The following is a 26196-nucleotide window of genomic DNA, read 5'->3' as shown; positions in this document are numbered from 1 at the left end:
ATTAAAATTCTTTATAAGCTTTCACTTCCTGTTGGTTAATGCCAAACAGTAAAGTGTTGTTAATTTCGATAACGCTTCTTACGTCGCCCCATAATTTAAAGCCCGATTGAAGCTGAGGAACATACTCAAAGTGCCCCTTGCCATCGCCTTTTAGCAATATGCCATAGTTTGCATCAGATTTACCCAAACGTAACCTTGCCTTATTGATATTGCCGCACAACAGCAAATCCTTGTTACCATCATGGTTATAATCTAACGTGGTGATGGTATACACCGGCGAATACTGAACAGCCAATGGCAGCGGCGAAGCATGTAGTTTACCTTTACCATCGCTTAAAAAACAGGTGGTAGCCAGGTTAGTGGCCTGTAAATGATTAGCTCCTTTTAATTCCAAGCCGGTAAATATGTCTGTAAGTGAAGCGTCAGCATAGCTCTTATAGTCGGGGAAGCGCGGGCGCATCATGCTGATCTGCTCTAAAAGCTCATCCCTTGAAACATAGGGGTAACTTTGATGCTGAATGTAAAAACAAAAGATAGGATCAACCGCCCCGTTATCGTCAAAATCCTTGTAATACATTTCTGCAGGTTCTTTATCACTCGCTTTGCATTGGGTGTTTAAGCCCTGGTTACCTACCAACAAATCGGGGTGACCATCGTGGTTAAAATCATCAACCAGGATTTTATTCCACCAGCCGCTGTTAGGTTTATCAAAATAAGCTTTGGTGTTATCTACAAGTTTTCCGTTTTCATTAATCAATACGGTTACCGGCATCCACTCTCCTGCTAAAACTAAATCGGGCTTTTTGTCGCCATTCATATCTACCCAGGCAGCATCGGTTACCATCCCTATGTGGGGCAGGTTGGCATTGTATTTTTGCGTTTCATCGCTAAAATGCCCTTTACCATCGTTGAGTAACAAGTAGCTTTGCGGGGTTTCGGGGTACCTGCCTGGTATTACCCTGCCACCTACAAATAAATCCGGATGCCCGTCGCCATTAATATCGGCTACCTTTACGCAGCTTTTGCTGCAGAGCATGACGGGTAAAGCATTTTTTGCTTTGGTAAAATTGCCTTTTCCGTCATTAAGATACAGCCTGTCCTGCAATAAAGGATCGTTAGGTACATAGTTATCATACCCGCCAGACGATACATACAAATCCGGTTTGCCGTCGCCATTGGCATCAAAGAAAACCGCGTCGGCATCGTTGCTTTTTTTATCGGCTTCAAACGCGGGCTGTGCTTTTACGACAAATTTACCATTGGCTTGTTGAAGATATAAGGTGCCCGGTTTCCCGTTGCTGCCACCTACATAAACATCTTCTAAGCCATCGGCATTTACATCGCCTTTGATCATACAAGGGGTTGTAAACGATAACGGGTTTATCATCAACGGCTGGCGTTTAAAATCGTTAATGCTGCTTTTTTCCTGTGTATTAATTACAGGCGAACTAACTTCTGTAAAAAAAGGTTTAATGGCTTTAGGTATTTGATGGCTGCCCGCGGCGTCCCTTTCATTTAAAGTTAAAAGCTGGTTGGCTTTAATATTTTTTACAAGCTGTTCTTTTCCCAGTTGCCAAACAATGCGTAACGAGTCAATCATGCTATCGGCACCCAAGCCGAAATGCAAAATTGGTGATACGCTTGATTGAAAGCCCCGGCTGGGCATTTGTTCAAGGTATTGCTTTTTGTTTTTTATGTAGATGGTAACTTTTGCACCTACACCCTGCGTATTTTTTGCCGCGCCATTAAGCTTTATCTGCAAATAATGGTTATCTGCTTTTTTATCAGATTCGTTTTGGTAGATGAAGGCCGGCTGGTTGATGTTATTAACCACCAAATCCAAATCGCCGTCATTATCCAGATCAACATAAGCCGCGCCATTACTGTTTGATGATTGGGTAATACCCCATGGCGCGCTGGTATTGGTAAAAGTTAAATTGCCGTTATTTTTAAAAAAGTAACTTTTTACCTCCGACGATGGCATTTGCTGCACCAGGCTGAAAATATCTTTGCGCATCAATCTTTTATCCTTCAAAAAATCGCCCATGTATTTTACAAAATCCATATTGGTAAAATCGCGGGTATAGCCATTGGTTACAAACAGATCTTTCCAGCCATCGTTATCATAATCGGCAAATAAGGGTGCCCAGCTCCAATCGGTATTGGAGATGCCAGATAATTGCCCAATTTCGCTAAAAGTGCCGTTGCCATTATTTACCTGCAACATATTGCGCATATATTGATAGTAAAAACCCGTACGAAGCGTTAAGCCAAACTTTTCATAATTATCCGGCGCGAACAATAGTTTTTGCCTGTGATTATCTTCGGGCAGCATATCAAGTGTAAAAATATCGGGCAAGGCATCGTTGTTGATATCTGAAACGTTGTTGCCCATTGAAAACTGCGAAGTATGCCCTACAGATGATTGCAGCTTATTGGTGAAAGTGCCATTGCCGTTGTTGATGTACAGAAAATCGGGTATGGTATAGTCGTTGGATATATAAATATCCGGCCATCCGTCACCATTAATATCGGCCACTCCCGCACCAAGGCCGTAAGTAAGATCAGAACTGCTGATACCGGCCTGCTCTGTTACATTTTTAAATACATTATTATCGTTTCGGTATAACTTAACCCCGTTTGGCGAATTTGTTTTTTTCAACGCGGCTACCGTGTTTACCTCATCTAAAACCGGCAACTGTATCGGACTATGGTTCAATAAAAACATATCCAGATCGCCATCCCGGTCATAGTCAAAAAATACAGCTTGTGTACTGTACCCTGCATCTGCAAGGCCATATTGCTGGGCCTGATCTATAAAATGCGGATTGCCGTCTTTGTCGTTCCCCTGGTTTATGAACAGTTGATTTTCGCGCTTTTCGGGTCTTACGTTACCAGAATAACAAACATAAATATCCAGCTTGCCATCCCCATTAACATCGGACATGGTTACACCTGTTTTCCAGGGGCCAGGCCGGCCGGCTACATCGGCAATGGCGGTGATATCAGTAAACTGCATGTGCCCTTTATTGAGGTACAGTTTATTATCAATCATGTTACCTGTAAAATAAATATCGGGCAGGCCGTCACCATTTAAATCGCCGGTGGCTACTCCTCCGCCATTATAAAAATATTCATACATCAACACGTTGGTATTTAAACCCTCGGTTAAAGTATTGCTAAAGTCTATATGGGTTTGGTCTTTTGATAGCGAGGTAAATAATGGATTCCCATTATTTACACCCGGTTGGTTATTTTCAGTTGGATTACTACAACCAGTTAAGGCGATAACTACAAGAAAAAGTAGGTAGGGGAATAATTTAATGTTTGTGTTCACCAGGTGCCGCTTAAATTAATGGAGTAAAATTTAAAAGAATGCCGGCATTTAAATGCCGGCATTCCTTACACTAATATATAAGATTTTATAGGCCTTATAATAGTTTAATAACCTGGATTTTGAATTAATTTATTGTTTTTATTCATCTCATCGCGGCTAATAGGCGGGAAATAAAGAATATCCTTCCAGGTACGGTTTTCAACCCCGGGATCAAGCTCCTGCACTGTATAGGTGTAATTAAAATTATCGGTACTATGCCTGTAAACACTTACGCTTTTACCTGGCTTTAAAGTACCCGTAATTTTAATGATTTTGGCTTTATTACCCAGCGTTGTTGGCGCAATTAACCAACGGCGCGCATCATAAAAACGCTGCTCTTCAAACATCAACTCCACATTGCGCTCATTTCTGTACCGTTGTACCAGTGCAGCACCCGCGTCTGTAATGGCAGGCATGCCCGACCGGAACCTGATTTTATTGAGCCATAGTTTGGCTTCGGCCTCCTGCCCAAGTTCCAAACAGGTTTCAACGTAATTAAACACAATTTCGGTGTACCTTATTAACGGTGATGGCACTTCCGACCGGGTGTTTTGATCAACAATAGCCGGGTTAGGGTCCATAAACTTCCTTATCGCGTAACCGGTGCGGGTACCGTTCCAGTTTTCAATAGGGCCATTCCTGGTATCTAAACCAAAATAGGTTACAGGGCTGGAAGCACTGCCGGTTTGGTAGGTACCCATTTGTATTTCGTTATACGGATCTATACCTGCACCATCTGGTGTACGTGGTTTCCATGGGGCACCATCATATAATATAGATGCATAGAAACGAGGGTCCCTGTTTACGTAAGGAGCGGCGGCTTCTGCAGGTTTGCTCCAATCAAACGCCGTACCATCCATCATTTCATAGTCGTCTACCATGTTTTGAGTAGGCTCGCTCGATGTCCAGCCGTGGTAGCCGTTGGTACAGTTGTTACGGCCATACCAGGCGCCCCACTCATCTTTACTATTGCTGTAGTAGCGGGCAAAAAGAATTTCTTTTTCCCCACCGTTTCTTGACAGGTAGGAGTTTTGGTAATTATTAAACGCATCCGTTGCATTGGCAGGCGCCGATAGATCAAGCGCGAAACCGTAGGTACCAGATTTAGCCAATATAACTTTTGCCGCATCCTGCGCTTTTTTCCAACGACCATCATGATCGCTGGTTGTATAAGCCAATAATTCGGGATGAGCATAACCACTTAGCGTACTTAGCGTTTTTATTTTAGCCGGATCATGTAAATCGCTGGCTGCATATAATAACACCCTTGCCTTCAAGGCCAGCGCCGCATCGCTGGTTGCGCGTCCTTTTGCCATATCCTTACCTGTTAATAAGGTGTTGGCGGCATCCAAATCGCTCACTATAAAGTCAACGCAATCAGAATAACTATTCCTTGGGGCGGTAAAATCTGTTGAGTTAAGTGTGTAAGTAGATTTTATAATGGGCACGCCACCGTAATAGCGCACCATTTGATTGTAAAAGTATGCACGCATAAAATGCGCTTCGCCCGAAAGCCTGTCAACCAATGTTTTATCGAGGGTTGATTTTCCAAGCTGCTCTAAGGCTAAGTTGGCCGAACGTATACGGGCATACATCTCATTCCACTCATAGGTATTATTCACCCATCCTAAATGCGATGGGCTGATATTGGCCTCCATGATATCCTGTTTACCAAAATTATAGAGCGCGTTATCAGTAATACAATCCATACTTTCCTGGTTAAGCTCGGCATCGTGCAAGCCGTTGTACAACTCCGTTACAAAGGCCTCAGAAAGGTTTGGATCGGCCCAGGTAACCGCTGCCGATGCCTGATTCAATGGCGTCGTATTCAAAAAATCCTTCTTACATGAAGTAAGCAGCACTCCAGATAACATCGCGACTGTTGAAATATTTCTTATAAATGTTTTCATATCGTTCAAATTAAAATTTTACACTTACGCCCATATTCATGACTCTTGCCTGAGGATAATACTGACCGGATGAACTGGTTGATTCCGGATCATAAATTTTCTCTTTTGAATAGGTAAGCAGGTTAAGGCCATTAACATACACGCGTAAATTGCTTATACCAATTTTTGACGTTAGCGCTACCGGAAGGGTGTAACCAAGCTCAACGTTTTTAACCCTGATATAATTTGTATTAAGCAGCCAATAAGTATTACCTCCAGAAAAATACTGGTTATTTCTATCAACTGTACGTGGGTCTTTTGTGCTTGGGTTATCAACCGTCCAACGGTGATCGTAGCTATATTGCAGGAAGTTACCGATAGTACCAGATTCTGTTTGCAGAAAAAGCTGACCACCTGTTGCACCTTGCAATAAAACACTCAGGTCGAAACTTTTATACTGTACTCCAAAATTTAAACCACCCTGGAAAGTTGGCTGGCTGGTTTTATCATTCCTTACCTGGTCATCACCATTAATTTTACCATCGCCGTTTACATCTTTATACATCATATCGCCGGGGCGAAGGGTGCTTGCGCCTACGCCACTATAATCAACCTTGTTGGCATCAACCTGAGCCTGGGTAGAAAATATACCGGTATATATGTAATAAAGCTGTGAACCGATAGGATGCCCGGTTGATTTTTGCCAGGCTGGCGCTCCAGGAACTTCATCCCATTTATCAATTCTGTTTTTGGCATAGCCACCGTTTACACCTACATTGTATCGTACTTCGCCAATTTTGTCATGGTAGCTAAATTGAAACTCCCAGCCTTTGTTGGTTACTTTTCCGTAGTTCACAGGCGGCAGCAAAGCACCCGGTATAGCGGTTGCAGGAACTGATGCAGTAGGAGCCCATAATATTTGGGTACGTTTGTTTAAAAACGCTTCCAGGGTGAAATCCAATTTACCGTTTAACGTGGTACCCTCTAACGCAACATCGCTGTTATTGGCTTTTTCCCAGGTAAAGTTGGGGTTTGGAGCCACGTTTTCGGCCAATGTTTGAGCTGGTGCGCCGTTAATAATGTATGAACCTACGTTATACAATGGCAGGTAAGAGTATTCGGCCAGTGTATTGGTGCCCGGCTTAACAACATTATCGTTACCCATTTGCCCCCAAGATCCACGTAGTTTTAAATTTTGAAGGAATTTTATGTTGTTTTTAAAGAAATCTTCTTCAGAGATTCTCCAACCGGCTGATATACCAGGAAAGAAGCCGAAACGATGTGATTGAGGGAACATGTATGAACCATCAACACGCCATAAAAACTCTGCCAGGTATTTTTCTTTATAGTTATAGCCAACCCTGCCAAAATAATTTAAACGGGCCTTTTGCCAGGCGGTACCGTAGTTACCTATCTCGGAGTTGCCACCCCAGTTTAACTGGTCGATAGCTACCGAATTGAAGTACTTACGCGAAGCGCCAAATTGGCTATCGTTTGATTTTTCTTTAGTTACACCTGCAAGCAACACAATGTTATGGCTGCCAAAGTTGTGGTTATAGCTTACAATACCTTCCAATAAACTGCTTAGCTGATCATCAGATCCCTGGGCCAGTGTAGCCTGGGCCGGACCGCGGGCAACTTTGGTAAGTACCGGGGTGCCGCTGGCATCTCTTGTAACGTTATCCCAGCTATATACATACCAGGGTGTTTGCCATGCTTTAGTTTGCTGCATGTATTTATCTAACGCAACGTTTCCGATAATTTTTAATCCATCTACTCCCGGAACTGATATCTCTAATTTGCCGTTGGTTTGCACGTAGTACCGGGTGTCTTTATTGTAACCGGTTTGGTTGGTAGTGATCAATACCGGTTGCTGACCGTTTTCAATATCGGGGCCAGGTAAACCATTAGGCCAGTAAGCCGGCCTATTTGGGTAACCGCGCATTAACATCCTGAATATATCACTTGCGCCACCGCCATTTGGAAAGAAACGATTTTCCTGCCTGCCTGATACGCCAATAGATGTATTGATGTATTTGTTAACCTTGGCATCCAGGTTTATCCTAAAATCATATTGCTTGTAGCCTGTAGCCGAATTTTTATAATAACCATCCTGGTTTTGGTAGCCAATAGAGGTTAGGTATTTCACATTTTCGGACCCTCCTGATAATTGAATATTTTGGCGCGACTGTGGCGACCAGTCTTTCAATGTGGCTTTAAACCAATCTGTATTTGGGTGCCCCCATGGATCAGAACCATCGGCAAATTTTTTAAAATCAGATGGTTGAAAAGTAGCCGTTGTAGTGGCACCGTTATCCGGACGGGTAAAGCTGCCTGTGGTTTTAAACGCGGCCGAAGCGGCTGTCCAATATTGCGAAGGTAAACCATAAAGGTCTATCTCATCTACCATGGTGGCATACTCGGTTGAATTAGCCATTTTAGGCAAAAGAGTAGGCTGGGCCCATCCTTTATTGTAAGTATAAGAAAGTTCGGGTTTGCCCAGTTTACCACGCTTGGTGGTAACCAAAATAACACCGTTAGCCGCCCTGGCACCATAGATGGCCGCCGACGCGTCTTTTAACACAGATATACTTTCAATATCCGCAGGGTTTAACCTATCAATATTTGATTGGCCTGCAGGCGCCGGCACCCCGTCGATTACAATTAACGCGTCGTTATTACCCAGGGTATTGGTACCACGGATACGGATAGTTGAGCCATCGTAACCAGGCTCGCCGCTACTGTTAGTGGCAATTACACCCGGCATACGGCCGGCAATTGAGTTAGAAAGGTTAGTTGCTGGTGATTTTACCAGTTCATCTCCTTTAACTGATGTTACAGCACCCGTAACGGTTACTTTCTTTTGTACACCGTAACCTACTACGATAACCTCATTCAAACCTTTGGATGACGGTTGTAATTTAATACTAAGAATGCTTTTGCCACCTACAGGTACTTCGGCGGTATTATAGCCTATGTATGATATTACCAATACGGCGTTCTCGGCAGCGGTGATGGTAAACTTTCCGTTGATATCGGTTACGGTTCCAACGTTTGAACCTTTAACCAGTACCGATACGCCAACCAGAGTTTCACCGGTGGCCTGATCAATTACTTTACCCGAAATTTTTATCGGGGCGTTTTCATTGATTTTTGCGCCATTTGTTTTTGTAAATTTTGTTGTTTCGATTTTTGCTGCGCCGGCGTATGATACACCAACAAATATTAAAGCCATTAATAGTTGACTCAGCGCAATTTTAAAGACCCTTAACAAGTTTACTGTCTTATGTAAATTGTATTCCATATTCGCTTATTTAAGTTAATTAACATTTAATGCACGCTATAAAAGCGGGATAACAGAAGGGGTAAATTAATTCCATAACTTCCCCGGGGTGTTGGGTGCTTACTTTTCTTCCATATTGCTCATTTAAGGTTTATATATTAAGTTAAAAACTGGCTCTGTTTGGCAACGGTTTACAAATGAAACCGCATATCATTCGCGTTATAGCAATAAATAATACTACCATAAAGGAGGTCCTTTTAGCAGACTATGCTAATGGGATACACCTTTTGTATTTTTTATTTCTAAAAATAATTGGCACTAAACCCACGTTTATCAATTGATATTACCGCAGATTGCTATTTCAATAAAATTAAATGTGGTTGTTACATTTATAATTGGCAGCCCTAAGATGGTTATAATACGAAGTGCCTGCGAGAGGTAAATTCGTACAACTAAAGGGGGTAATTGGTAAAACAGAAGGGGATAATCAAGTTTTCGGCGCTTTTTGCACGGGAGCCGATTTTAAATTTCAAATAAAAAAAGGAAGTACCCGCCGAGTCGCGTTTTAAGAACTAAATCGGGTTGTAAAAACGCCATTTTGCGGGCATCTGTGTTAATTTGGCTTAAAATATCGGCACATATTTTCGTGCCTGAAGCCTAAAATTGTCCATTTTTTTTGACACAGCGTATTGCCTGCTATTACAAAACGATTTTCACGGGTATTTTTAAGGAATTAGCTTTTGTTATTTTTTGACTTCACAACGTTACGGGTAATATTGGCGTGAAAAGGGACACGGAATTTTTTTATGTATTCAGATGGGTTAAGGCCAAATAGCTTGCTGAATTGTTCCCTGAAATATTTAGGATCGTTAATGCCAACCTTGTAAGCGGCTTCAGAAACGGTACAATCTGTTTTCAAAAACATTTCGGCAGCCTTTCTGAGGCGTATAAACCGTATAAAGCCGTTGGCAGATTGCCCCGAAATAGCCCTGATTCTTTTATACAGGTTGGAGTGGCTCATGCCAACTTCGGTAGCCAGTGTTTTAATTGAAAAGTCGTTATCGCTTAAATTATCTTCTACAACCCTTATGCAGGTGGCTAAAAACTCCTTATAATCGGGCGGAACTTTAAGATCATTTGATGTTAACGTAATTTCATTATAAAAATACTTTTGAAGATTATTCTTACTCTTCAAAATGCCATTAACGCGTGCTAAAAGCAATTCGCGTTCAAAAGGTTTACTGATGTAATCGTCGGCCCCGCCTTCTATTCCTTTAAGTTTTATCTCGGGCGATGAGCTTGCCGTTAACAGTAAAACAGGGATGTGGGCAAGCGCGGGGTCTTCTTTAACTTTGCTACATAATTCTATACCGCTTAAACCTTGCATCATTACGTCGCTAATAATAATATCGGGTAAAAGCTGCTGCACCTTTTCTAAACCTTCTGCACCGTCGGTAGCTTCAAAAATTTCGAACTTTGGCGAAAATATCTGCTTCAAATATTGCCTCATCTGTGCGTTATCATCTACAATGAGCATTGATTTTGATTCAAAATCAAGAGGATCGTTTTTTTTGCTTTTTATAGTACTTATTTCTGGCGGTAATCCGGGTACCTCCTCATAACTTTCAACAAGTTCTTCTAAAAATATGGATGTTTCTATAACATCCTCAAAAATAAGGTTAGGGGTCAAATGCTCTTTCCCTTTTTGTAAGCAAACTTTAAATATGCTGCCGGCGCCGTTTAAACTGGTATAGCTAACCTTTCCTTTGTGGCTTTCAACGAATTTTTTTACCAGGTATAAGCCAATACCAAAGCCGCCGTTAGATGGCAACTCATTTTGAACCTGGTAAAATTTATCAAATAATTGCTCACCAACATTACCGGTTATTCCGCAGCCGGTATCTTTAACCTCTATATTCACAGAATTGTCCCATTGATAAATAAGGCAATTGACCATCCCTCCTTCGGGTGTAAATTTCAAGGCATTTGATATTAAATTAAATAACACAATCTCCATCTTTTCCCTATCGGCAAACACTTCTATCGCATCGGCTTCGGAAACAAAATCGAAAAGGATGTTTTTGCTTTTGGCCTGGTGGCTAAAACATAAAAAAACCTCTTTACATAAGCTTACAATATTTAGCCGTACAATTTTAAGGCTATCGGTTTCACTCTCGGCTTTTCTGAACAACAATAACTGGTCAACCAAACTCAAAAGTCTGCGGGCGTTACGGAAAACGATACTTAAGTTACCGGTTTCGTTTTCTCTGGCCCCGGGATTAAATAACAACTCTTTAACAGGGTTAATAATCAGGGTAAGCGGCGTTCTGAATTCGTGTGAGATATTGGTAAAAAAAGATAGTTTCCGCTCGTTGAGTTCCTTTTCCTTTTCGGCCGAGATCTGAGCTATTTTTACTTCGTATTTTAAACGCGACTGACTGGTTCTGTAGCTTATGTAAAAATAAATAAGCGCGCCTATTACCAGGGAATAGATTAGATATGCCCACCATCTTTGATACCACGGCCCCTGGATTCTTATTTTAATTGTGGCATAATTATCAAACCATATCCCATCCTGGTTTGTAGCTTTTACCTGGAAAACATAATCGCCGGCTGGCAGGTATCTGTATGTAACAGATCGTTGGTTTTTTACATAATTCCAGTTTTTTTCTAACCCGGCCAGCCTGTAAGCAAACTCATTCTTTTCGGCATAAGCATAGTTTAATGCCACATATTGTATGGAGAAAACCTGTTGATTGGGGGTTAGGGTAATTTGGGTAGATTCGTTAATGCCAGCGCTTAATATGCTATCCTTTTGACCAACTTCAACCTCTTTGCCAAATAACTGTAGCCCGGTAATTAAAACTTTAGGTTTAAATAAATTTTGCTTAACCCTGGCCGGGTAAAACACATTGTAGCCCTCGGTGCCGCCAAACACCATAAACTTTTTATCGTAGGAGTACATGGATGAACCTGTATTGAACTGCCCTGCCTGCAGGCCGTCAGAACTATCATAATTGATAATGCGGTCTGTTTGCCGGTCAATTCGCGATAACCCCCTGTTGGTGCTTATCCAAATGCTGCCGGTTTCATCCTTTTGTATGGAATTTACCGTATTATCAGCTAATCCATCTTTTTCGGTATACCTTTTAAATTTTTTGTTCCCTATGTCATAGGAAACAAGCCCATCTCCCTCAGTACCTATATAAAGCGTTTCCTTATTATCTAAATACATCGAATATATAAAATGGCTTGGCAAAAATTTTTCGGCTTCCTCGTTGCTGAAATAGTTAACAAATTTATTTTGGCTCCTGATGTAATACTTAAGGCCCGATGCCGCCGTACCTATAAAAAGATTGCCATAAGCATCTTCGGCAAGTGCCCGTATATAATCTGAACTGATGCCGCTGTTTTGCGGGTTGTAGTTAACAAATTTATCGCTGCCGGCCTGCATTAAACTCAAGCCACCACCATTTGTACCAACCCATAAATTATTTTGCGAATCCTGCAAAATACACCTTACATCGTTTAAACCCAGGCTGGCAGGATCATTTGCCTGGTGCGTGTAATTTGTAAATGAATCGGTTTTTCTGTTATACCTGAATAACCCATGCGAGTAAGAACCAAACCACAAGGTGTTGGAATTATCCTTATAGGCGCAAAGTATGTTATTGCATGTTATAGAACCTTTTTTACCGTCGGCACGGTAATATTTTACCACCTCGCCACTAAGTGTTCTTTTATGTATCCCATCGCCATCGGTACCCATCCACAGGTATCCTTCATCATCCATACACATGCCGTAATACCTTAAAAAGCTACTGCCGTAAGTGTCTTTTAACGCGCTCTGGAATTTTTGAAATTTTTCGGGAACACTACTTAACAGGTAAATTCCATCACCATAAGTACCCACCCAGATGTTTTTATCTTTATCCTGGAATAACGTTTCGATAGTACGCGCGGTGATGCTATAATTATCTTCCGACTGCACCGGATCGATAGTGATATCTTTGTAGGATGATTTTTCGGCTTTGTCGAGATTTATCGAGTATACCCCTCCATCTAAAAGGCCGACAAGCAGATTTTTGTGATCATCCTCCAAAAGCGAGAAGAAATAGTTGCTTCGCAGGTTATAAGTTGAACCTAAAAAAACGCGGATGTTATTTTCTTTTCTGTTATAAAGTGCCAGGCCCTTACTGGTGGCTATCCATACGTTATGATTATGATCTTCATAAATAGAGGTGATAAGGCCTTGCGGAATAAGTTTAAGCGGAAACCGGCTGTTGAGGTTTTTTGAAACCACGCCGTTTTGGGTGCTAAAAACGTTAACTCCGCCGTCCCTGGTTCCTACCCACAATAGCCCGTAACTATCTTCAATAACATTAATAACCGATAAATTGCCTAATAAACCGGGTTGTTCTTTTTTTGTGTAATTTTTAAACTGGTGGGTTTTTATGTTATAAGATGCAAACCCCGATGGGCCGCAGGAAAACCACAACTGGTTTTTGTTATTTTCAAAAATGGTATTTACATTATTTAAATACGTTGATGGAAACCCGGGAGGGCTAAATTTAATGAACCGTTCTTTGTTGGTATCAAATTTATAAATCCCTCTTCTTGATGATATCCAGATAGCACCCTCTTTATCTACATGTACGTTTTGAACATAATTGCTTGGCAGGCTGTAAGGGTTATTGGGATCAAATTTAAATACTTTAAAAGTTGTACCATCAAAGCGGTTTAAGCCATCTCCCGTTGCAAACCATATAAAACCTTTACTATCCTGCGTAATTCCGTTAATTATACCAAATGAAAGACCATCCTTTGAGGAGTATTTCATTACTTTTTTGGTAAATAAACTTTGAGAAAAACATGCGGAAAAGGCAAATACTACCGGTAGGGTGAATAGTAATCTTCTCATTAAGTGTTTATAACAGGTTTAAATATTGGTAAAGAGCTTTATAGGAGAAGCGCTTAATTCAAATGTAGTTTTAATTAATGTAAATAGTACATTATAAAACAATAAAATTCAAAAAACTACGTTTTACGCGCTCTCGAAAAGCCAAACACTCTCTGGTTCAGGCTGCTACAGAGTTTATACTGCCGTGTTGCAGATACAGAACTGCACATATATAGCAGCAACTATCGGTGGTGTGCAAAGGTTAAACTCTTTTAACTATTCTATTTTAAGGGTACAGGTATGCCGCTTCATTATTCAATGAACAAAATATTAACTTGTACAGTTACACCGTAAACCACACACAAACACTATAGTGCCATAACAACCATGCCTACAATATCCCCCATCACTTAACAAATGTAAATGAAGCAGTACGCAGTATCAATATGCTAATAGCTTTGCCTTTTAATCAAAAAATTCACACATCATTCATCTATACCGGGTTTTTAGGCGCGTTTTACCAATCAAACCTTTTTTGTTTTGATCATACCATCCTGTTCCCAAACGCAAAATACCTGATGATTAGCAAGGCCAATGGTTTTCAGGTAGCTGCCATTACCAACGGTTACTTCCTGGTGATTGTTAAGATTTTTAAACTTTACTGTACCATTTGCTGATAGCGAAACCACCAGGCCATTATCGATAAGGTTCAGGCTACAGTCCCGCCCATCGGCCAGTATTTCTTCGGCGTATCCGGGCTTTGCGGTGTATACGGTAGCCTGTCTTTTCCAGGTGGTTGTTATGGAATGATCGGCATTAAAAACCAAACCGCCGCCATCCATGGGACAGGCGTTTAATTTCCAGGTACCTTTCCCTAATTTTTGCCCCGTGCCAAATGTTTTACCTTTATCCGCCGAGCTAATCAAGTACATATCCCGCGCCCCCATGAGCCAGTTTCTGTACATAATAGCCACATTATTTCCCTGCACGGCAATACTTGGGCGGCAGCATTCACAAACATGGCCATCCGGTGATTGATATACCATTTTATTTTTGAGCCATCGACCGTTTTTAATACTCAAAGATGAAAAGCATACATTGTTTGTTTTTCCAATACGGGTATCCAACCAAACAGCGTAAAAATCGTCGGCCTCATCTGCAGCAATGTTCATCAACCCCTCGGGGGCAGATGCGCGCAAGTCATTTACAAGGCCCTGCTTTTTCCAAACCTGGCCTTTGGAATGTTGTAGCGTAAAACAATGAATATCCCCGTTTTTATCCATAGCGGTAATCATGCTGTAATTAGTCGAGCTTGCTAATTGCGGCCCCCGGGCCATGCCCAGGTGCATTTGTGGCACAATCCCCACCAAATCCGTGCGGCTAAAGGTTTCGCCACCATTGGTTGAGGTGGCGCAAAAAACACTGTCGCTCCTGCCGAAAACAACCCTTATTACACCCTTCTCGTCAACACTTACCTGGGGTTGCTGTCCTTTAGCCAGAATAGTTGGGTCTTTAGCTTTTGCACAAATACAGGCAGCTATCAAAAAAAGGCAGCAGATTAATCTTTTCATGAATTATCAGGAGTTATTGGTGGCTTATGAACGCCGCAAATTAGTAATAAGTATTTAAACAAAGGCCCAGGCGGGATGCTTCAAATCTTGTAAATTTTAAACGGAATACTGTAACAGGGGTGGCAACGGGTGTGGGTAAATTTGTGTTATTAAACAGATCGCCATGCAATCCAACATACAAACACTTACATTCCCGGTTACCGGCATGAGCTGCGCGGCTTGCGCCATTAGCGTAGAATCTATAATTGCCGCGCAAGATGGCGTAGATAAGGCAGCCGTAAACTACGCGAGTCAAACCGTTAAAATAGCTTTTCAGCCCGATATTATTCAGCCCGCCGATTTTCAGAAAGCGGTGCAAGCAATAGGTTATGGCCTGATATTGGATACCGAAAATGGCAAAACCTTACAGGAAGAAGCCCAACGCGGTAACTACCAGCGGTTAAAAACAAATATCATTTGGGCCGCAACATTAACCATCCCGGTTGTTTTTATAGCGATGCTTTGGATGGCACTCCCCTATGCCAATTACATCATGCTGGCATTAACCGCCCCTGTATTATTTATATTCGGCCGTAGCTTTTTCATTAACGCCTGGAAACAGGCTGCCCATGGCAAAGCCAATATGGATACGCTGGTAGCACTTTCTACCGGCATCGCTTTTATATTCAGCGTATTCAATACGTTAAATCCGGATTTCTGGCATCGCCCCGGTTTGCATCCGCATGTATATTTTGAAGCGGCAGCGGTAGTCATCGTGTTTATTATGCTGGGCAAATTACTGGAGGAACGGGCCAAATCAAACACATCATCGGCCGTTAAAAAGCTAATGGGCCTGCAACCCAACACCGTGCTACTCATCACCGCCGATGGCGAAAAAGAGACGGCTATTGCCAACGTTGAGGTTGGCGACCATATCCTGGTGCGCTCCGGCGAAAAGATTCCAGTTGATGGTGTTGTGTACGATGGCTCATCATACGTTGATGAAAGCATGATCTCGGGCGAACCCGTGCCTGTAGAAAAAAAAGAAGGCAGTTCGGTATTTGCCGGCACCATCAATCAAAAAGGGAGTTTAAAATTTAAAGCCGAAAAAGTAGGCGGCGACACCTTACTGGCCCAAATCATAAAGCAGGTACAGGACGCGCAAGGTTCTAAAGCGCCGGTTCAAAAACTGGTTGATAAAATAGCGGGCATCTTTGTGCCCGTAGTTATGGGCATAGCCTTGTTAACGTTGGGCATATGGCTGGTTTTTGGCGGTCAATACGCGTTTACGCAAGGATTATTAGCCATGGTAACCGTATTAGTTATTGCCTGCCCCTGTGCTTTGGGCCTGGCCACACCTACCGCCATTATGGTTGGTATGGGCAAAGGTGCCGAAAACGGCATACTCATTAAAGACGCCGAAGCCCTTGAACTTGGACATAAGGTAAACGCCATTATATTAGATAAAACGGGCACTATTACCGAGGGAAAACCCGAGGTAACCGATTTTTATTGGTCGCCAGCTGTAACCAACCAACCGGAGTCACAGGCGGTATTCCTGGCGATGGAAAAGCAATCGGAGCATCCGTTGGCGACAGCTATAGTAGGTTATCTGCAAAAGGACCATGGTAAATCCGCTCAAATTTCAGATTTTGAAAGTATAACAAGTATGGGCGTTAAAGCCCGGTTTGCAACAAATAACTACCACATTGGCAGCCACAAATTGGTGTATCAAAATCAACTTGCTATACCTGCTGCATTAAAAAGCCGAGTTGAAATACTGCTGAACCAGGCCAAAACGGTGATCTATTTTGCTAATGAAAAAGAAGTATTGGCTGTAGCAGGTATTACAGACCAGATCAAAGTAAACTCTGCCAAAGCGGTAACGGCATTAAAAGATAACGGCATTGAAGTTTACATGCTTACTGGTGATAACAGCGTAACGGCAGCCACAATAGCCAAACAAGCCGGGGTTGAACATTACCAGGCAGATGTGCTGCCAGCAGCCAAGGCCGATTTTGTTAAACAGTTGCAACAGCAAGGCAAAGTAGTAGCTATGATTGGCGATGGCATCAATGACAGCCAGGCATTGGCCCAGGCCGATGTTTCTATAGCCATGGGTAAAGGATCGGACATAGCGATGGATGTGGCCAAAATGACCATTGTATCATCTGATTTGTTACAGGTGCCCAAAGCGTTGAGGCTTTCTAAACTAACTGTACAAACCATTCGTCAAAACCTGTTTTGGGCATTTATTTACAACCTTATTGGTATACCGCTTGCCGCCGGAATATTATACCCCATAAACGGTTTCCTACTAAACCCCATGATTGCAGGAGCTGCTATGGCGCTAAGCTCGGTATCGGTAGTAAGTAATAGTCTAAGACTAAAACTGGCAAAACTCAATTAATAATTTATTCATCATTTTCAATTATGAAAACTTTAAAGTTCAAAACCAATATTAAATGCGGCGGCTGCATAGCCGCGGTTACCCCTTCATTAAACGCGTTAAAAAATGTAAAACACTGGGAAGTAGATACCAACAATCCCGATAAGATCCTCACGATAGATGCCGAAAGCAGCCTCGGCGAAGCCGATATTATAACAGCATTAAAAGACAAAGGTTACACCGCCGTTAAGCTTTAACAACACTGTTTTAACTTAAGGCGGAAAACCGTTATCAACCATTTATGTTGATGAAATTCCGGACCTTTTTTTGACAGCATGGCAACGACAAGCCGCCGACTTTCAAAAACGCTGTTTAAATTATGTAAGAAAATTACAGAATTGTGTAAAAGGGCAGTTTATATAATGTAGTATATTTGTGTAGTAATGAAAAGAGCAGCAATTATAAGTATGGCAGCATTTTACCTGTTACTCACAACAGGGATGTTTGTTTGTATTGTTCATTGCGGCGCTCAAAGTATTATTTCAAAGCCTATGGCCATGGCACACGCGGGTATGGGCATACACGGGGCTAAAAAGCATTGCAACGGTAATGAAGATTGCGGCTGCTGCAAAAAGCACGGCAATTATGTTGTTAAAGAGAATATTAAACCCAGCTTTGAATTGCAGTTTGCACAGGCAGGTATTCGTGTTGAGCAATCAGTTCCCATTTACAGTCATTCTAACCTGTCCGCTATCAGCAATACTTCCTGGATAGAGGGCAAAGCCCCGCCCTGGAAAACAGGCAAACTCATATCCATTCAAAACCACTCCCTCCAAATTTGATTTAAGCAAGCCACATTTTTTGGCCCGGGCATTTATTGCCTTATTTTTTTCGCTTGAATCAAAAAAAACATGAAGTTACATATCAAAAATATGGTTTGCGACCGTTGCATTATGGTGGTACGCCAGCAGTTACAACACCTGCATTTAAACGTAGACGAAATTGCGCTTGGAACGGCTATCGTAAGCCCCGAGCCCGATGAGAGCCAGTTACTTGCCCTCTCCTCGTCATTAAAGCTGATGGGCTTTGAGCTGATTGACAACGATAAGCAGCAACTTATTGAACGTATCAAAAACATAGTGATACAACAGGTTCACTATAACGATCTGTCAAAAAACAACACCAATTTTTCTGACCTGATTGCCGACCAGCTTTTTAAAGACTATGCTTACTTAAGTCGGCTGTTTTCTGAATACGAGGATATCACCATTGAAAAATTCATCATTCAGCAAAAGGTAGAGAAGGTAAAAGAACTGCTGGAGTACGGACAATCAAACCTTAACCAAATAGCCTACCAAATGGGCTATAGCAGCAGCGCCCATTTATCAAGCCAGTTTAAAAGCATAACCGGTATTACGCCCAGCCAATACAAAACCACTAACAACACCGGGCGCAAACCTTTAGATAAAATTTAAAACAACCATTAATTTATATCATCATGAAAATCATCAAAACGGCTTTATTAGCACTCACCTTCGTTGTAATATTTACACAAACAAAAGCACAGGATGCTACCGCGAGCAGTGCGGTAAACAATGTGATTACCGCTTACTTCGGCGTTAAAAACGCGCTTACAGCCGATAATTATGCGGCCACCAAAAGCGAGTCGAAAGATTTGTTGGCGGCTATTAATGCCGTACCTGCCGACAAGCTAACCACCGACCAGAAAAAACTATGGACCGCCTACAGCGAAAAGCTACAGTTTGACAGCAGGCACATGAGCGAAGCACCCGGCATCGATCATCAGCGTGAGCATTTTACCAGTTTATCAAAAAACATGCTTGAAGTAGTTAAAGGTTTAAAACTGAACACGGCAACCGTTTATCAGCAATATTGCCCCATGAAAAAAGCAAGCTGGTTAAGTGAATCGGCCACGGTTAAAAATCCGTTTTACGGCAAACAAATGCTTACCTGTGGTAAGGTTACAGAAACATTGGCTCCTGCCGCAAAATAAAACGTACAAGCCGGCTGCAACGCCGGCTTTATTTAATCATGAAAATCCGTTTTTTAATTATCATCAACGTGCTTTGGTCGGCTGTGGCATTTGCGCAGCACGGCGGCATGGCCATGAAAATGGGCGATGCTTCCTCCCAAAAAAGGCTGCCCTTTTTTACCAAAATTGGCAAGCGGGATATTTATCACCTGTACATTGCCGATACTACCGTGAATTATACCGGCAAGCAAAGGCCTGCCATGGCTATAAACGGCAGTATCCCCGCGCCAACGCTTACTTTTACCGAAGGCGACACCGCCGAAATTTACGTGCATAACCAAATGATGATGGAAACCTCCATTCACTGGCATGGGCTGATATTGCCCAACCGGTATGACGGGGTTTCGTATTTAACCACTTCGCCGGTTAAAGCCGGTGAAACTCATTTGTATAAATTTCCGCTGGTACAAAATGGCACCTACTGGTACCATTCGCACACCATGACCCAGCAACAAAGCGGCATGTACGGCGCGTTCATCATCCATAAAAAAGAGGAAGTCGCTAAGCCCAACTACACGCTGCTACTGAGCGATTGGATAGATGAAAATCCCGAACAGGTACAGCGTTCGCTTCATAACGCAACCGATTGGTATGGCATCCGCAAAGGCAGCACACAAAATTACCTGGAAGCTGTAAAGGAAGGGCATTTTAAAACCAAAGTAACCAACGAGTGGAAAAGGATGATGGCCATGGATGTAAGCGATGTAGCTTATGATCGTTTCTTTAGCAACGGAAAGGTTGAAAACCAGGCCTCGCAATTTAAAGCTGGCGATAAAGTGCGGCTGCACATTGTTAATGGCGGTTCGTCAACTTATTTCTGGCTAAAATACGCCGGTGGGAAAATTACCGTAGTCGCCAACGATGGCGAGGACGTACAACCCGTGGAGGTTGATCGTTTGATCATAGCGGTAGCCGAGACCTATGATGTAGTGGTCACCATCCCCAAAAATGGAAGCTACGAGTTTTTAGCTACACCGGAAGACCGTACCAAATACACCTCTTTATGGCTTGGTTCGGGCGAGAAACATGCCGCCGCCCGTTTGCCCAAACTCAAATACTTTGAGGGTATGAAAATGATGAACGGCATGATGGCCATGAATGGCGATATGAAGGAAATGGATGGAATGGTAATGAACAACCAGGTAATGGATATGAACACCGTGATGTATCCCGAAATTACCGGCGATGCTAAACCCAACTCGTCAACCGCTACGATGAAAAACATGCCGGGCATGGATATGGGTGGAGGTTCATCTAAAGACAAAGGTATGGCCAGCATGGATATGGGGAGTAATTCATCTACAGATATTGTAACCCTTAATTATGGGATGCTGAAGGCCACAAAACCAACCACCCTACCCAACGGCCCTACTAAGCTGCTCCGGTTCGATTTAACCGGCAATATGAACCGCTATGTATGGACCATCAACAATAAAACGGTATCTGAGGCTGACAAAATATTGATTAAACAGGGCGAAAACGTAAGGATCATCCTGTATAATAATACCATGATGCGCCATCCAATGCACTTACACGGGCATTATTTTAGGGTATTGAACGGGCAGGGCGAATATGCCCCGCTTAAGAATACGCTGGATATTATGCCCATGGAAAGGGACACCATAGAGTTTAGGGCTACCGAAAGCGGCGATTGGTTTTTTCATTGCCACATCCTTTACCACATGATGAGCGGGATGGGTCGCATTTTTAGTTATGAAAATTCACCGCCAAATCCCGAGATAGCAGATCCGGCACAGGCTATTAAAAAGATTTACGCGGATGATCAGCATTTTTATGCCACAGCCAAATTAGGGTTGGAAAGCAATGGCAGCGACGCCACGGCCTCCATCGCCAATACCCGCTGGAAAATATCAACCTTATGGCACCTTGGTTTAAATGATACCAAAGGTTACGAAAGCGAAACCATGGTTGGCCGTTACTTTGGGCAAATGCAATGGCTATATGCCTACGGCGGTTTTGATTACCATTATAAAAGAGAACCCATTGGCGAGAAAAACCTTTTTGGCCAGGTTAGTAATAAAAACAACCGACATACGGTAGTAGCTGGTGTGGCTTATACCCTACCAATGCTATTTGTGGCCGATGCCCGTATAGATGGCAACGGAAAGCTAAGGTTTCAGTTAGGCCGTGACGATATCCCGCTCACCAGCAGACTACGTTTTACGGTAATGGGAAACACGGATAAAGAATACGCGGTTGGTTTCAGGTATATTATGACCAAGTACTTTTCATTATCAACACATTATGATAGTGATATGGGCTTGGGAGGAGGACTAACGCTGACGTATTAGGCTATTAGGATTATAAAAGATAAAAACAACGAAGCGACGAAAGACTTGCGAAGTTTTAAAAACTTCGCAAGTCTGGGAATCTGCAACTTGTCATCAATAGCAAAGAAGCTTTTTACCTTATTTTATCGAATCCAAAATGGCATGATCAATTGCTGTTACCTCATTTACCTCTGGCTTAATAAGTTCCAATACCGCAATCTCATTGTTACCTTTTTTCAACCACTCGGCCGGCACATACAGCGTTTGCTGCGGACCAACATACCAATACCTGCCCAGGTTATGACCGTTTACCCAAACGGTACCTTTACCCCATTTACTCATATCCAGATAGGTATCGGCAACTTTGGCAAGGTTAAAACTTCCCTTTTTAAGCGCAGGTTGACCGGCGCTATTTGAACCTGCTTTTGAAACAACTTTAGCGATATCATCAAAAGGCATCCCGTACATTTTCCAGTTTTTAAGTTCCTTACCTGCAAATACCACACTTTCGGTAATGCCCTTGGTATTTTTAAGCAGGTATGGCCCAAAATTGATACGGCCAAGGTTTTCAACCAATATATCCAATACCACTTTGCCTTTTGGCAGGGTTATCGCCGCGCTATCCAGTTTGTTGCGCCTGTCTAATATCGCAACGCGTTTGCCGTTTACATAAACAAGGCCATAATCGCGCAGGCCATTAATTTTTAGCATGCCAGATGCATTGCCATTAAGCGTTGTACGGTATAACACAAAACCATAGGCCTGGTTAAGATCTTCGAACGTTAGCGGGGTTTCGTTTAATTTGGCAGCAGGCAACATATCAAACAAACTTGTTGATTGCGTAAGCTTAACAGACTCAATACTCATTGATGGCTTAGCCTGCGGCACCGCGGGCAGGGTTTGCCCGGCGGGCAGGTGTTTGGCAATCACCGCCCTAAATTTCATGTACTTATCCGTGGCGTTACCGGCTTCATCCAGCGGAGCGTCGTAATCATAGCTGCTAATCTGCGGTTCGTACGGGTTGGTATCATTATAATTGGCGCCATTCATAAAACCACGGGTGGTACCGCCATGAAACATATACATGTTGATAGATAACCCGGCGCTCAAAACAGAATCCAACGGGGCCAGGTATTTTTCGGCAGGTACGGTGTGGTGTTTGGTTCCCCACCAATCAAACCAGGCCGGGTACCATTCGGCAATAAAGTAGGGGCCTTTACCATTGTGGTTTTCGCCAATCAGTTTTTTTACTTTGGCTACATTATCTACACCATTAATGGCCGGCAGCAGGCCCGGCAGATGACCGTCTTTTATGGCAGGTTCAGGATCGCAGGTGTACAGTTGCCCGTCAAAGCCGGCATCAATAAACATTTTTTGATTAAGCGCCAGGTAATCCTTATCGCTGCCGTATGATCCGTATTCGTTTTCTATCTGTACCATTAAAATATTACCGCCGTGGTTTACCAGCATGGGCGATAACTGTTTCCCCACCTGGGTAAGGTATTTTTTATAGGCTTCCAGGTATTGAGGTTCCTTGCTGCGCACTACCAGGCCTTTTTCTTTTTCCAGCCAGTATGGGTAGCCACCAAATTCCCATTCGGCGCAAACGTATGGGCTTGGGCGCAGTATTACCCAAAGACCTTCTTCCTGGGCGGTTTTTACAAACGCAGCAATATCATTGTTGCCGGTAAAATCATAATGCCCTTTTTGCGGTTCGTGCACGTTCCAAAAAACGTAGGTACCAATGGTGTTAAGGCCCATGGCTTTGGCCATGCGCATGCGCTGCCGCCAGGCTTCACGGGGTACGCGGGCGTAATGCATCTCGCCCGAAATAATTTGTAAAGGCTTGCCGTCAAGTAAAAAGGTGCTATCGCCAAGGGTAAAAGTGTGTTTAGCATTTTGAGCCTGCAAACCCGCCGAAGAAAACAGGATTACAAACAGAAACAATAATTTTATACGCTTCATAAATTAAAAAAAAGTGCTGGGTATATAGTTTACAGGATTAAGGGATTTTATTATTTTACAGTTAAGGTTAGGGTTGATGACTTAAGCGTACCGGCGCTAAACTGCACCTGTACCGTGCCGGGCTTACCGATGGTTTGTATATAGGCTATTAAACGGCCGTGCAAAGCCTTACGCTGATTAGCCTGGTAACTTTCGTGACTATTGTTGCTACCGCTTTCCAACCCCAACAATTTGGCCGGGCCGGTAATGGCTACCGAAACTTCATCGGCAGCATTAAACACCCAGTTGCCATCTTTATCGGTGATGTACACCTCAACCTGGCTTACCCCCTTTGCTTTGCTGTCAAAAACATCATTATCTACAATGGTGCTCACCTGGTAAGCGTCGCCGGTTGTTTTGATGGGGTAGGCGCATACTTCGTTGCCATCGTTATATCCTTTGGCTACCAATTCGCCGGGCTGATAATCAACTTCCCATGTAGGGACATGGTTTTTTGCATCGGCACGAGATTGCCTTCCTAATGACTTTCCATTCAGGAACAGTTCTGTTTCCTGGCAGTTGGTAAAGCAATCAACCTTTACCTTGCTACCTGCCTGCCAGTTCCAAACCGGTTCGGCAGTACGGTGGCTCCAGATGCCTTTATCTTCGGCTTTGGTAATTTCACGGGCACCTATGTATATCATCGGTTTTGAAGCCCAAAGGCTTTGCCTGTAAAAATATTCGGGCTTTTTAAACCCGGCCAGGTCAATTAAGCCGGCACCATTACTGCGCTGCGGCCATTTGCCAGCCTCGCCCAGGTAATCGATGCCTGTCCACAGGTATTGGGCAGAGATGTATTCGTTGCTATCAACCGCAGTCCAGGCCTGCTGTGCCATGCCGTTTTCGCTGCCGTAAATAATACGGTTAGGGTACTTTTTATGATCATCGGGGTAGCGATACTCCTGGTAATTATAGCCTACAACGTCCAATTCTTCGGGATAACCTACTTCGTTGGACATGACCACACCTGCTAAGGCCGCCGTTACCGGACGGGTGGTATCAATAGCCTTTACAGCTTTTACCAATTGACGTGCTATCGGCGTAAGTCCGCTGGCCGGTGGATGATCGGGCAAAAATCCTTTACCATAAATCTGTGGATTACGCCCTGTATTTAACACTTCGTTGGTATACGGGTCATTAGGGTAATCAATTTCGTTACCAATGCTCCACATAATGATAGATGGATGATTACGAGCCCTGAGTACCATATCCTTCACATCGCTATCGGCCCATTCTTTAAAATACTCGTGGTAACCGTTTTTTGATGGCGTGCCTACATTCCAGCCGGCTACCCATTTATTTTTGCCAATTTCCCATTCGTCAAAAGCTTCGTCCATTACCAAAAAACCCATCTTATCGCACAGGTTGTATAAATAATCGGCATGCGGGTTATGGCTTAATCGCAATGAATTTACGCCCGCCTCTTTCAGTATATTTAATCGTCTAACCCAAACTTCTTCCGGCACTGCAACCCCCAAAGCACCTGCATCGTCATGGATACATACACCTTTTAGCTTGGTGCTTTTATCGTTTAAAAAGAAGCCTTTATCCTTGTCAAAACGAATACTACGGATACCCACAGTCTGCGTAACCTGGTCGGTCAGTTTGCCATTACGATTAATAGACACCTGTAATTTATACAGGTTGGCATTTTCGGTATCCCATAATTTAGGTGATTTTAAATCCTGCTCAAATTCAACATCCTGCTTGCCCGGCTTTACACGGATTTGTTTTTGGAGTGATAAAGCTACTTTAGCATCGGCGTCAAACAGGTTAACCTTCGCGGTAACATTGGCTACAGTTTTAGTACTGTTGGTTACTGTTACCTTAACTTTTACAAGCGCCTTTTGTGCCGATGTTTCGGGCGTAGAAAATGCTACATCCCATGGGCCTATATGCACGGGACCTTTCACAATGAGGTAAACATTACGATAGATGCCCGAGCCGGTATACCAGCGCGAATCGGCAAATTCACTGTGATCAACTTTAACCGCAATGGTATTTTTGCCCTTTAAATTCAGGTAAGGACTTAACTCGTACTGAAAAGAAATAAAGCCATTGGGACGTTTGCCTAACAAATGGCCATTGAGCCATACTTCGCTGTTTTTGTATACCCCATCAAAATAAACATATACCTGTTTGCCCAGCCAGCTGCTGTTGCCCGCAAAACTTTTGGTGTACCAGCCAATACCGCCGGGCAGATAACCCGTGGCGCTTGCCCATTCATCGCTAAACGGACCTTCAATGCTCCAGTCATGTGGTAAATCGATGGTTTTCCATTGGGTTTCAGCTTTTACACCGGTGATGCCGTTGGCGATATCGCCTTTGTGAAAACTCCAGTCCGAATTAAATACGGATGGTTCGCCGGCAGTTTGCGCTTTTGATACGCATGGCGCAAAAGCGGGGATCAGGGCGAAAAGAAACAGGTAAATTTTATTTTTCATAGTAGATAGATGTGCAA

At 43.0% G+C, this 26196-nt stretch carries 13 protein-coding genes; 6 read left to right on the top strand and 7 right to left on the bottom strand.

The window, feature by feature from the left end; all coding sequences use genetic code 11:
* Position 1 precedes the first annotated feature (1 nt).
* The 5 genes from QWZ17_RS12225 to QWZ17_RS12205 all read right to left on the bottom strand — a co-directional run bounded on the left by QWZ17_RS12225 (position 2) and on the right by QWZ17_RS12205 (position 15019).
* Positions 2-3337 carry a VCBS repeat-containing protein gene (locus QWZ17_RS12225; protein WP_290305500.1) on the bottom strand — a complete coding sequence of 1112 codons (3336 nt, stop codon included), beginning with the start codon at positions 3335-3337 and terminating at the stop codon, positions 2-4.
* Positions 3338-3441: 104 nt separating this feature from the next.
* The gene (locus tag QWZ17_RS12220) at positions 3442-5286 is read right to left on the bottom strand and encodes a RagB/SusD family nutrient uptake outer membrane protein (RefSeq protein ID WP_290305499.1); all 1845 of its coding nucleotides are present in this window, start codon (positions 5284-5286) and stop codon (positions 3442-3444) included.
* Positions 5287-5296: 10 nt separating this feature from the next.
* Positions 5297-8500 carry a SusC/RagA family TonB-linked outer membrane protein gene (locus tag QWZ17_RS12215; RefSeq protein WP_290305498.1) on the bottom strand — a complete coding sequence of 1068 codons (3204 nt, stop codon included), beginning with the start codon at positions 8498-8500 and terminating at the stop codon, positions 5297-5299.
* Between the two features lie 781 nt (positions 8501-9281).
* Positions 9282-13388, bottom strand: a complete 4107-nt coding sequence (locus QWZ17_RS12210) for a hybrid sensor histidine kinase/response regulator transcription factor (protein WP_290305497.1) — start codon at positions 13386-13388, stop codon at positions 9282-9284.
* Positions 13389-13972: 584 nt separating this feature from the next.
* Positions 13973-15019 (bottom strand): hypothetical protein, encoded by a 1047-nt coding sequence (locus QWZ17_RS12205; RefSeq protein WP_290305496.1) that lies wholly within the window; start codon positions 15017-15019, stop codon positions 13973-13975.
* A 163-nt stretch (positions 15020-15182) separates the two neighbouring features.
* Between QWZ17_RS12205 and QWZ17_RS12200 the strand changes: the two genes are divergently transcribed.
* The 6 genes from QWZ17_RS12200 (at position 15183) to QWZ17_RS12175 (ending at position 21752) form a co-directional block, all read left to right on the top strand.
* Positions 15183-17408, top strand: coding sequence for a heavy metal translocating P-type ATPase (locus tag QWZ17_RS12200; protein ID WP_290305495.1), 2226 nt, complete (start codon positions 15183-15185; stop codon positions 17406-17408).
* A 23-nt stretch (positions 17409-17431) separates the two neighbouring features.
* A complete protein-coding gene (locus QWZ17_RS12195; RefSeq protein WP_290305494.1) occupies positions 17432-17644 on the top strand; it encodes a heavy-metal-associated domain-containing protein in 213 nt (70 codons plus the stop codon).
* A gap of 186 nt (positions 17645-17830) precedes the next feature.
* Positions 17831-18229, top strand: a complete 399-nt coding sequence (locus QWZ17_RS12190) for an HYC_CC_PP family protein (protein ID WP_290305493.1) — start codon at positions 17831-17833, stop codon at positions 18227-18229.
* 69 nt (positions 18230-18298) lie between these two features.
* Positions 18299-18862, top strand: coding sequence for a helix-turn-helix domain-containing protein (locus tag QWZ17_RS12185; RefSeq protein WP_290305492.1), 564 nt, complete (start codon positions 18299-18301; stop codon positions 18860-18862).
* A 23-nt stretch (positions 18863-18885) separates the two neighbouring features.
* Positions 18886-19401 carry a DUF3347 domain-containing protein gene (locus QWZ17_RS12180; protein WP_290305491.1) on the top strand — a complete coding sequence of 172 codons (516 nt, stop codon included), beginning with the start codon at positions 18886-18888 and terminating at the stop codon, positions 19399-19401.
* 38 nt (positions 19402-19439) lie between these two features.
* On the top strand, positions 19440-21752 hold the full coding sequence (locus QWZ17_RS12175) for a multicopper oxidase domain-containing protein (RefSeq protein WP_290305490.1): 2313 nt from the start codon (positions 19440-19442) through the stop codon (positions 21750-21752).
* Positions 21753-21869: 117 nt separating this feature from the next.
* Here QWZ17_RS12175 and QWZ17_RS12170 read toward each other — a convergent pair whose 3' ends face one another.
* Together QWZ17_RS12170 and QWZ17_RS12165 are read right to left on the bottom strand one after the other, a co-directional pair.
* On the bottom strand, positions 21870-23696 hold the full coding sequence (locus tag QWZ17_RS12170) for a glycoside hydrolase family 35 protein (RefSeq protein ID WP_290305489.1): 1827 nt from the start codon (positions 23694-23696) through the stop codon (positions 21870-21872).
* A gap of 50 nt (positions 23697-23746) precedes the next feature.
* On the bottom strand, positions 23747-26179 hold the full coding sequence (locus QWZ17_RS12165; RefSeq protein WP_290305488.1) for a glycoside hydrolase family 2 TIM barrel-domain containing protein: 2433 nt from the start codon (positions 26177-26179) through the stop codon (positions 23747-23749).
* Positions 26180-26196 lie beyond the last annotated feature (17 nt).

Origin of the sequence: Mucilaginibacter flavus, assembly GCF_030409315.1 — a bacterium.
In the GTDB taxonomy this organism is placed as follows: domain Bacteria; phylum Bacteroidota; class Bacteroidia; order Sphingobacteriales; family Sphingobacteriaceae; genus Mucilaginibacter; species Mucilaginibacter flavus.
The sequence above is the reverse complement of the archived record's forward strand: the minus strand, read 5'-3'. Positions and strand labels throughout refer to the sequence as shown.

Bases quoted from the DNA above. Each gene is read 5' to 3' on its own strand.
- QWZ17_RS12220 (WP_290305499.1), bottom strand. From the start codon at position 5,286: ATGAAAACATTTATAAGAAATATTTCAACAGTCGCGATGTTATCTGGA.
- QWZ17_RS12205 (WP_290305496.1), bottom strand. From the start codon at position 15,019: ATGAAAAGATTAATCTGCTGCCTTTTTTTGATAGCTGCCTGTATTTGT.
- QWZ17_RS12170 (WP_290305489.1), bottom strand. From the start codon at position 23,696: ATGAAGCGTATAAAATTATTGTTTCTGTTTGTAATCCTGTTTTCTTCG.
- QWZ17_RS12200 (WP_290305495.1), top strand. From the start codon at position 15,183: ATGCAATCCAACATACAAACACTTACATTCCCGGTTACCGGCATGAGC.
- QWZ17_RS12175 (WP_290305490.1), top strand. From the start codon at position 19,440: ATGAAAATCCGTTTTTTAATTATCATCAACGTGCTTTGGTCGGCTGTG.
- QWZ17_RS12165 (WP_290305488.1), bottom strand. From the start codon at position 26,179: ATGAAAAATAAAATTTACCTGTTTCTTTTCGCCCTGATCCCCGCTTTT.
- QWZ17_RS12185 (WP_290305492.1), top strand. From the start codon at position 18,299: ATGAAGTTACATATCAAAAATATGGTTTGCGACCGTTGCATTATGGTG.
- QWZ17_RS12180 (WP_290305491.1), top strand. From the start codon at position 18,886: ATGAAAATCATCAAAACGGCTTTATTAGCACTCACCTTCGTTGTAATA.
- QWZ17_RS12215 (WP_290305498.1), bottom strand. From the start codon at position 8,500: ATGGCTTTAATATTTGTTGGTGTATCATACGCCGGCGCAGCAAAAATC.
- QWZ17_RS12195 (WP_290305494.1), top strand. From the start codon at position 17,432: ATGAAAACTTTAAAGTTCAAAACCAATATTAAATGCGGCGGCTGCATA.
- QWZ17_RS12190 (WP_290305493.1), top strand. From the start codon at position 17,831: ATGAAAAGAGCAGCAATTATAAGTATGGCAGCATTTTACCTGTTACTC.
- QWZ17_RS12210 (WP_290305497.1), bottom strand. From the start codon at position 13,388: ATGAAATACTCCTCAAAGGATGGTCTTTCATTTGGTATAATTAACGGA.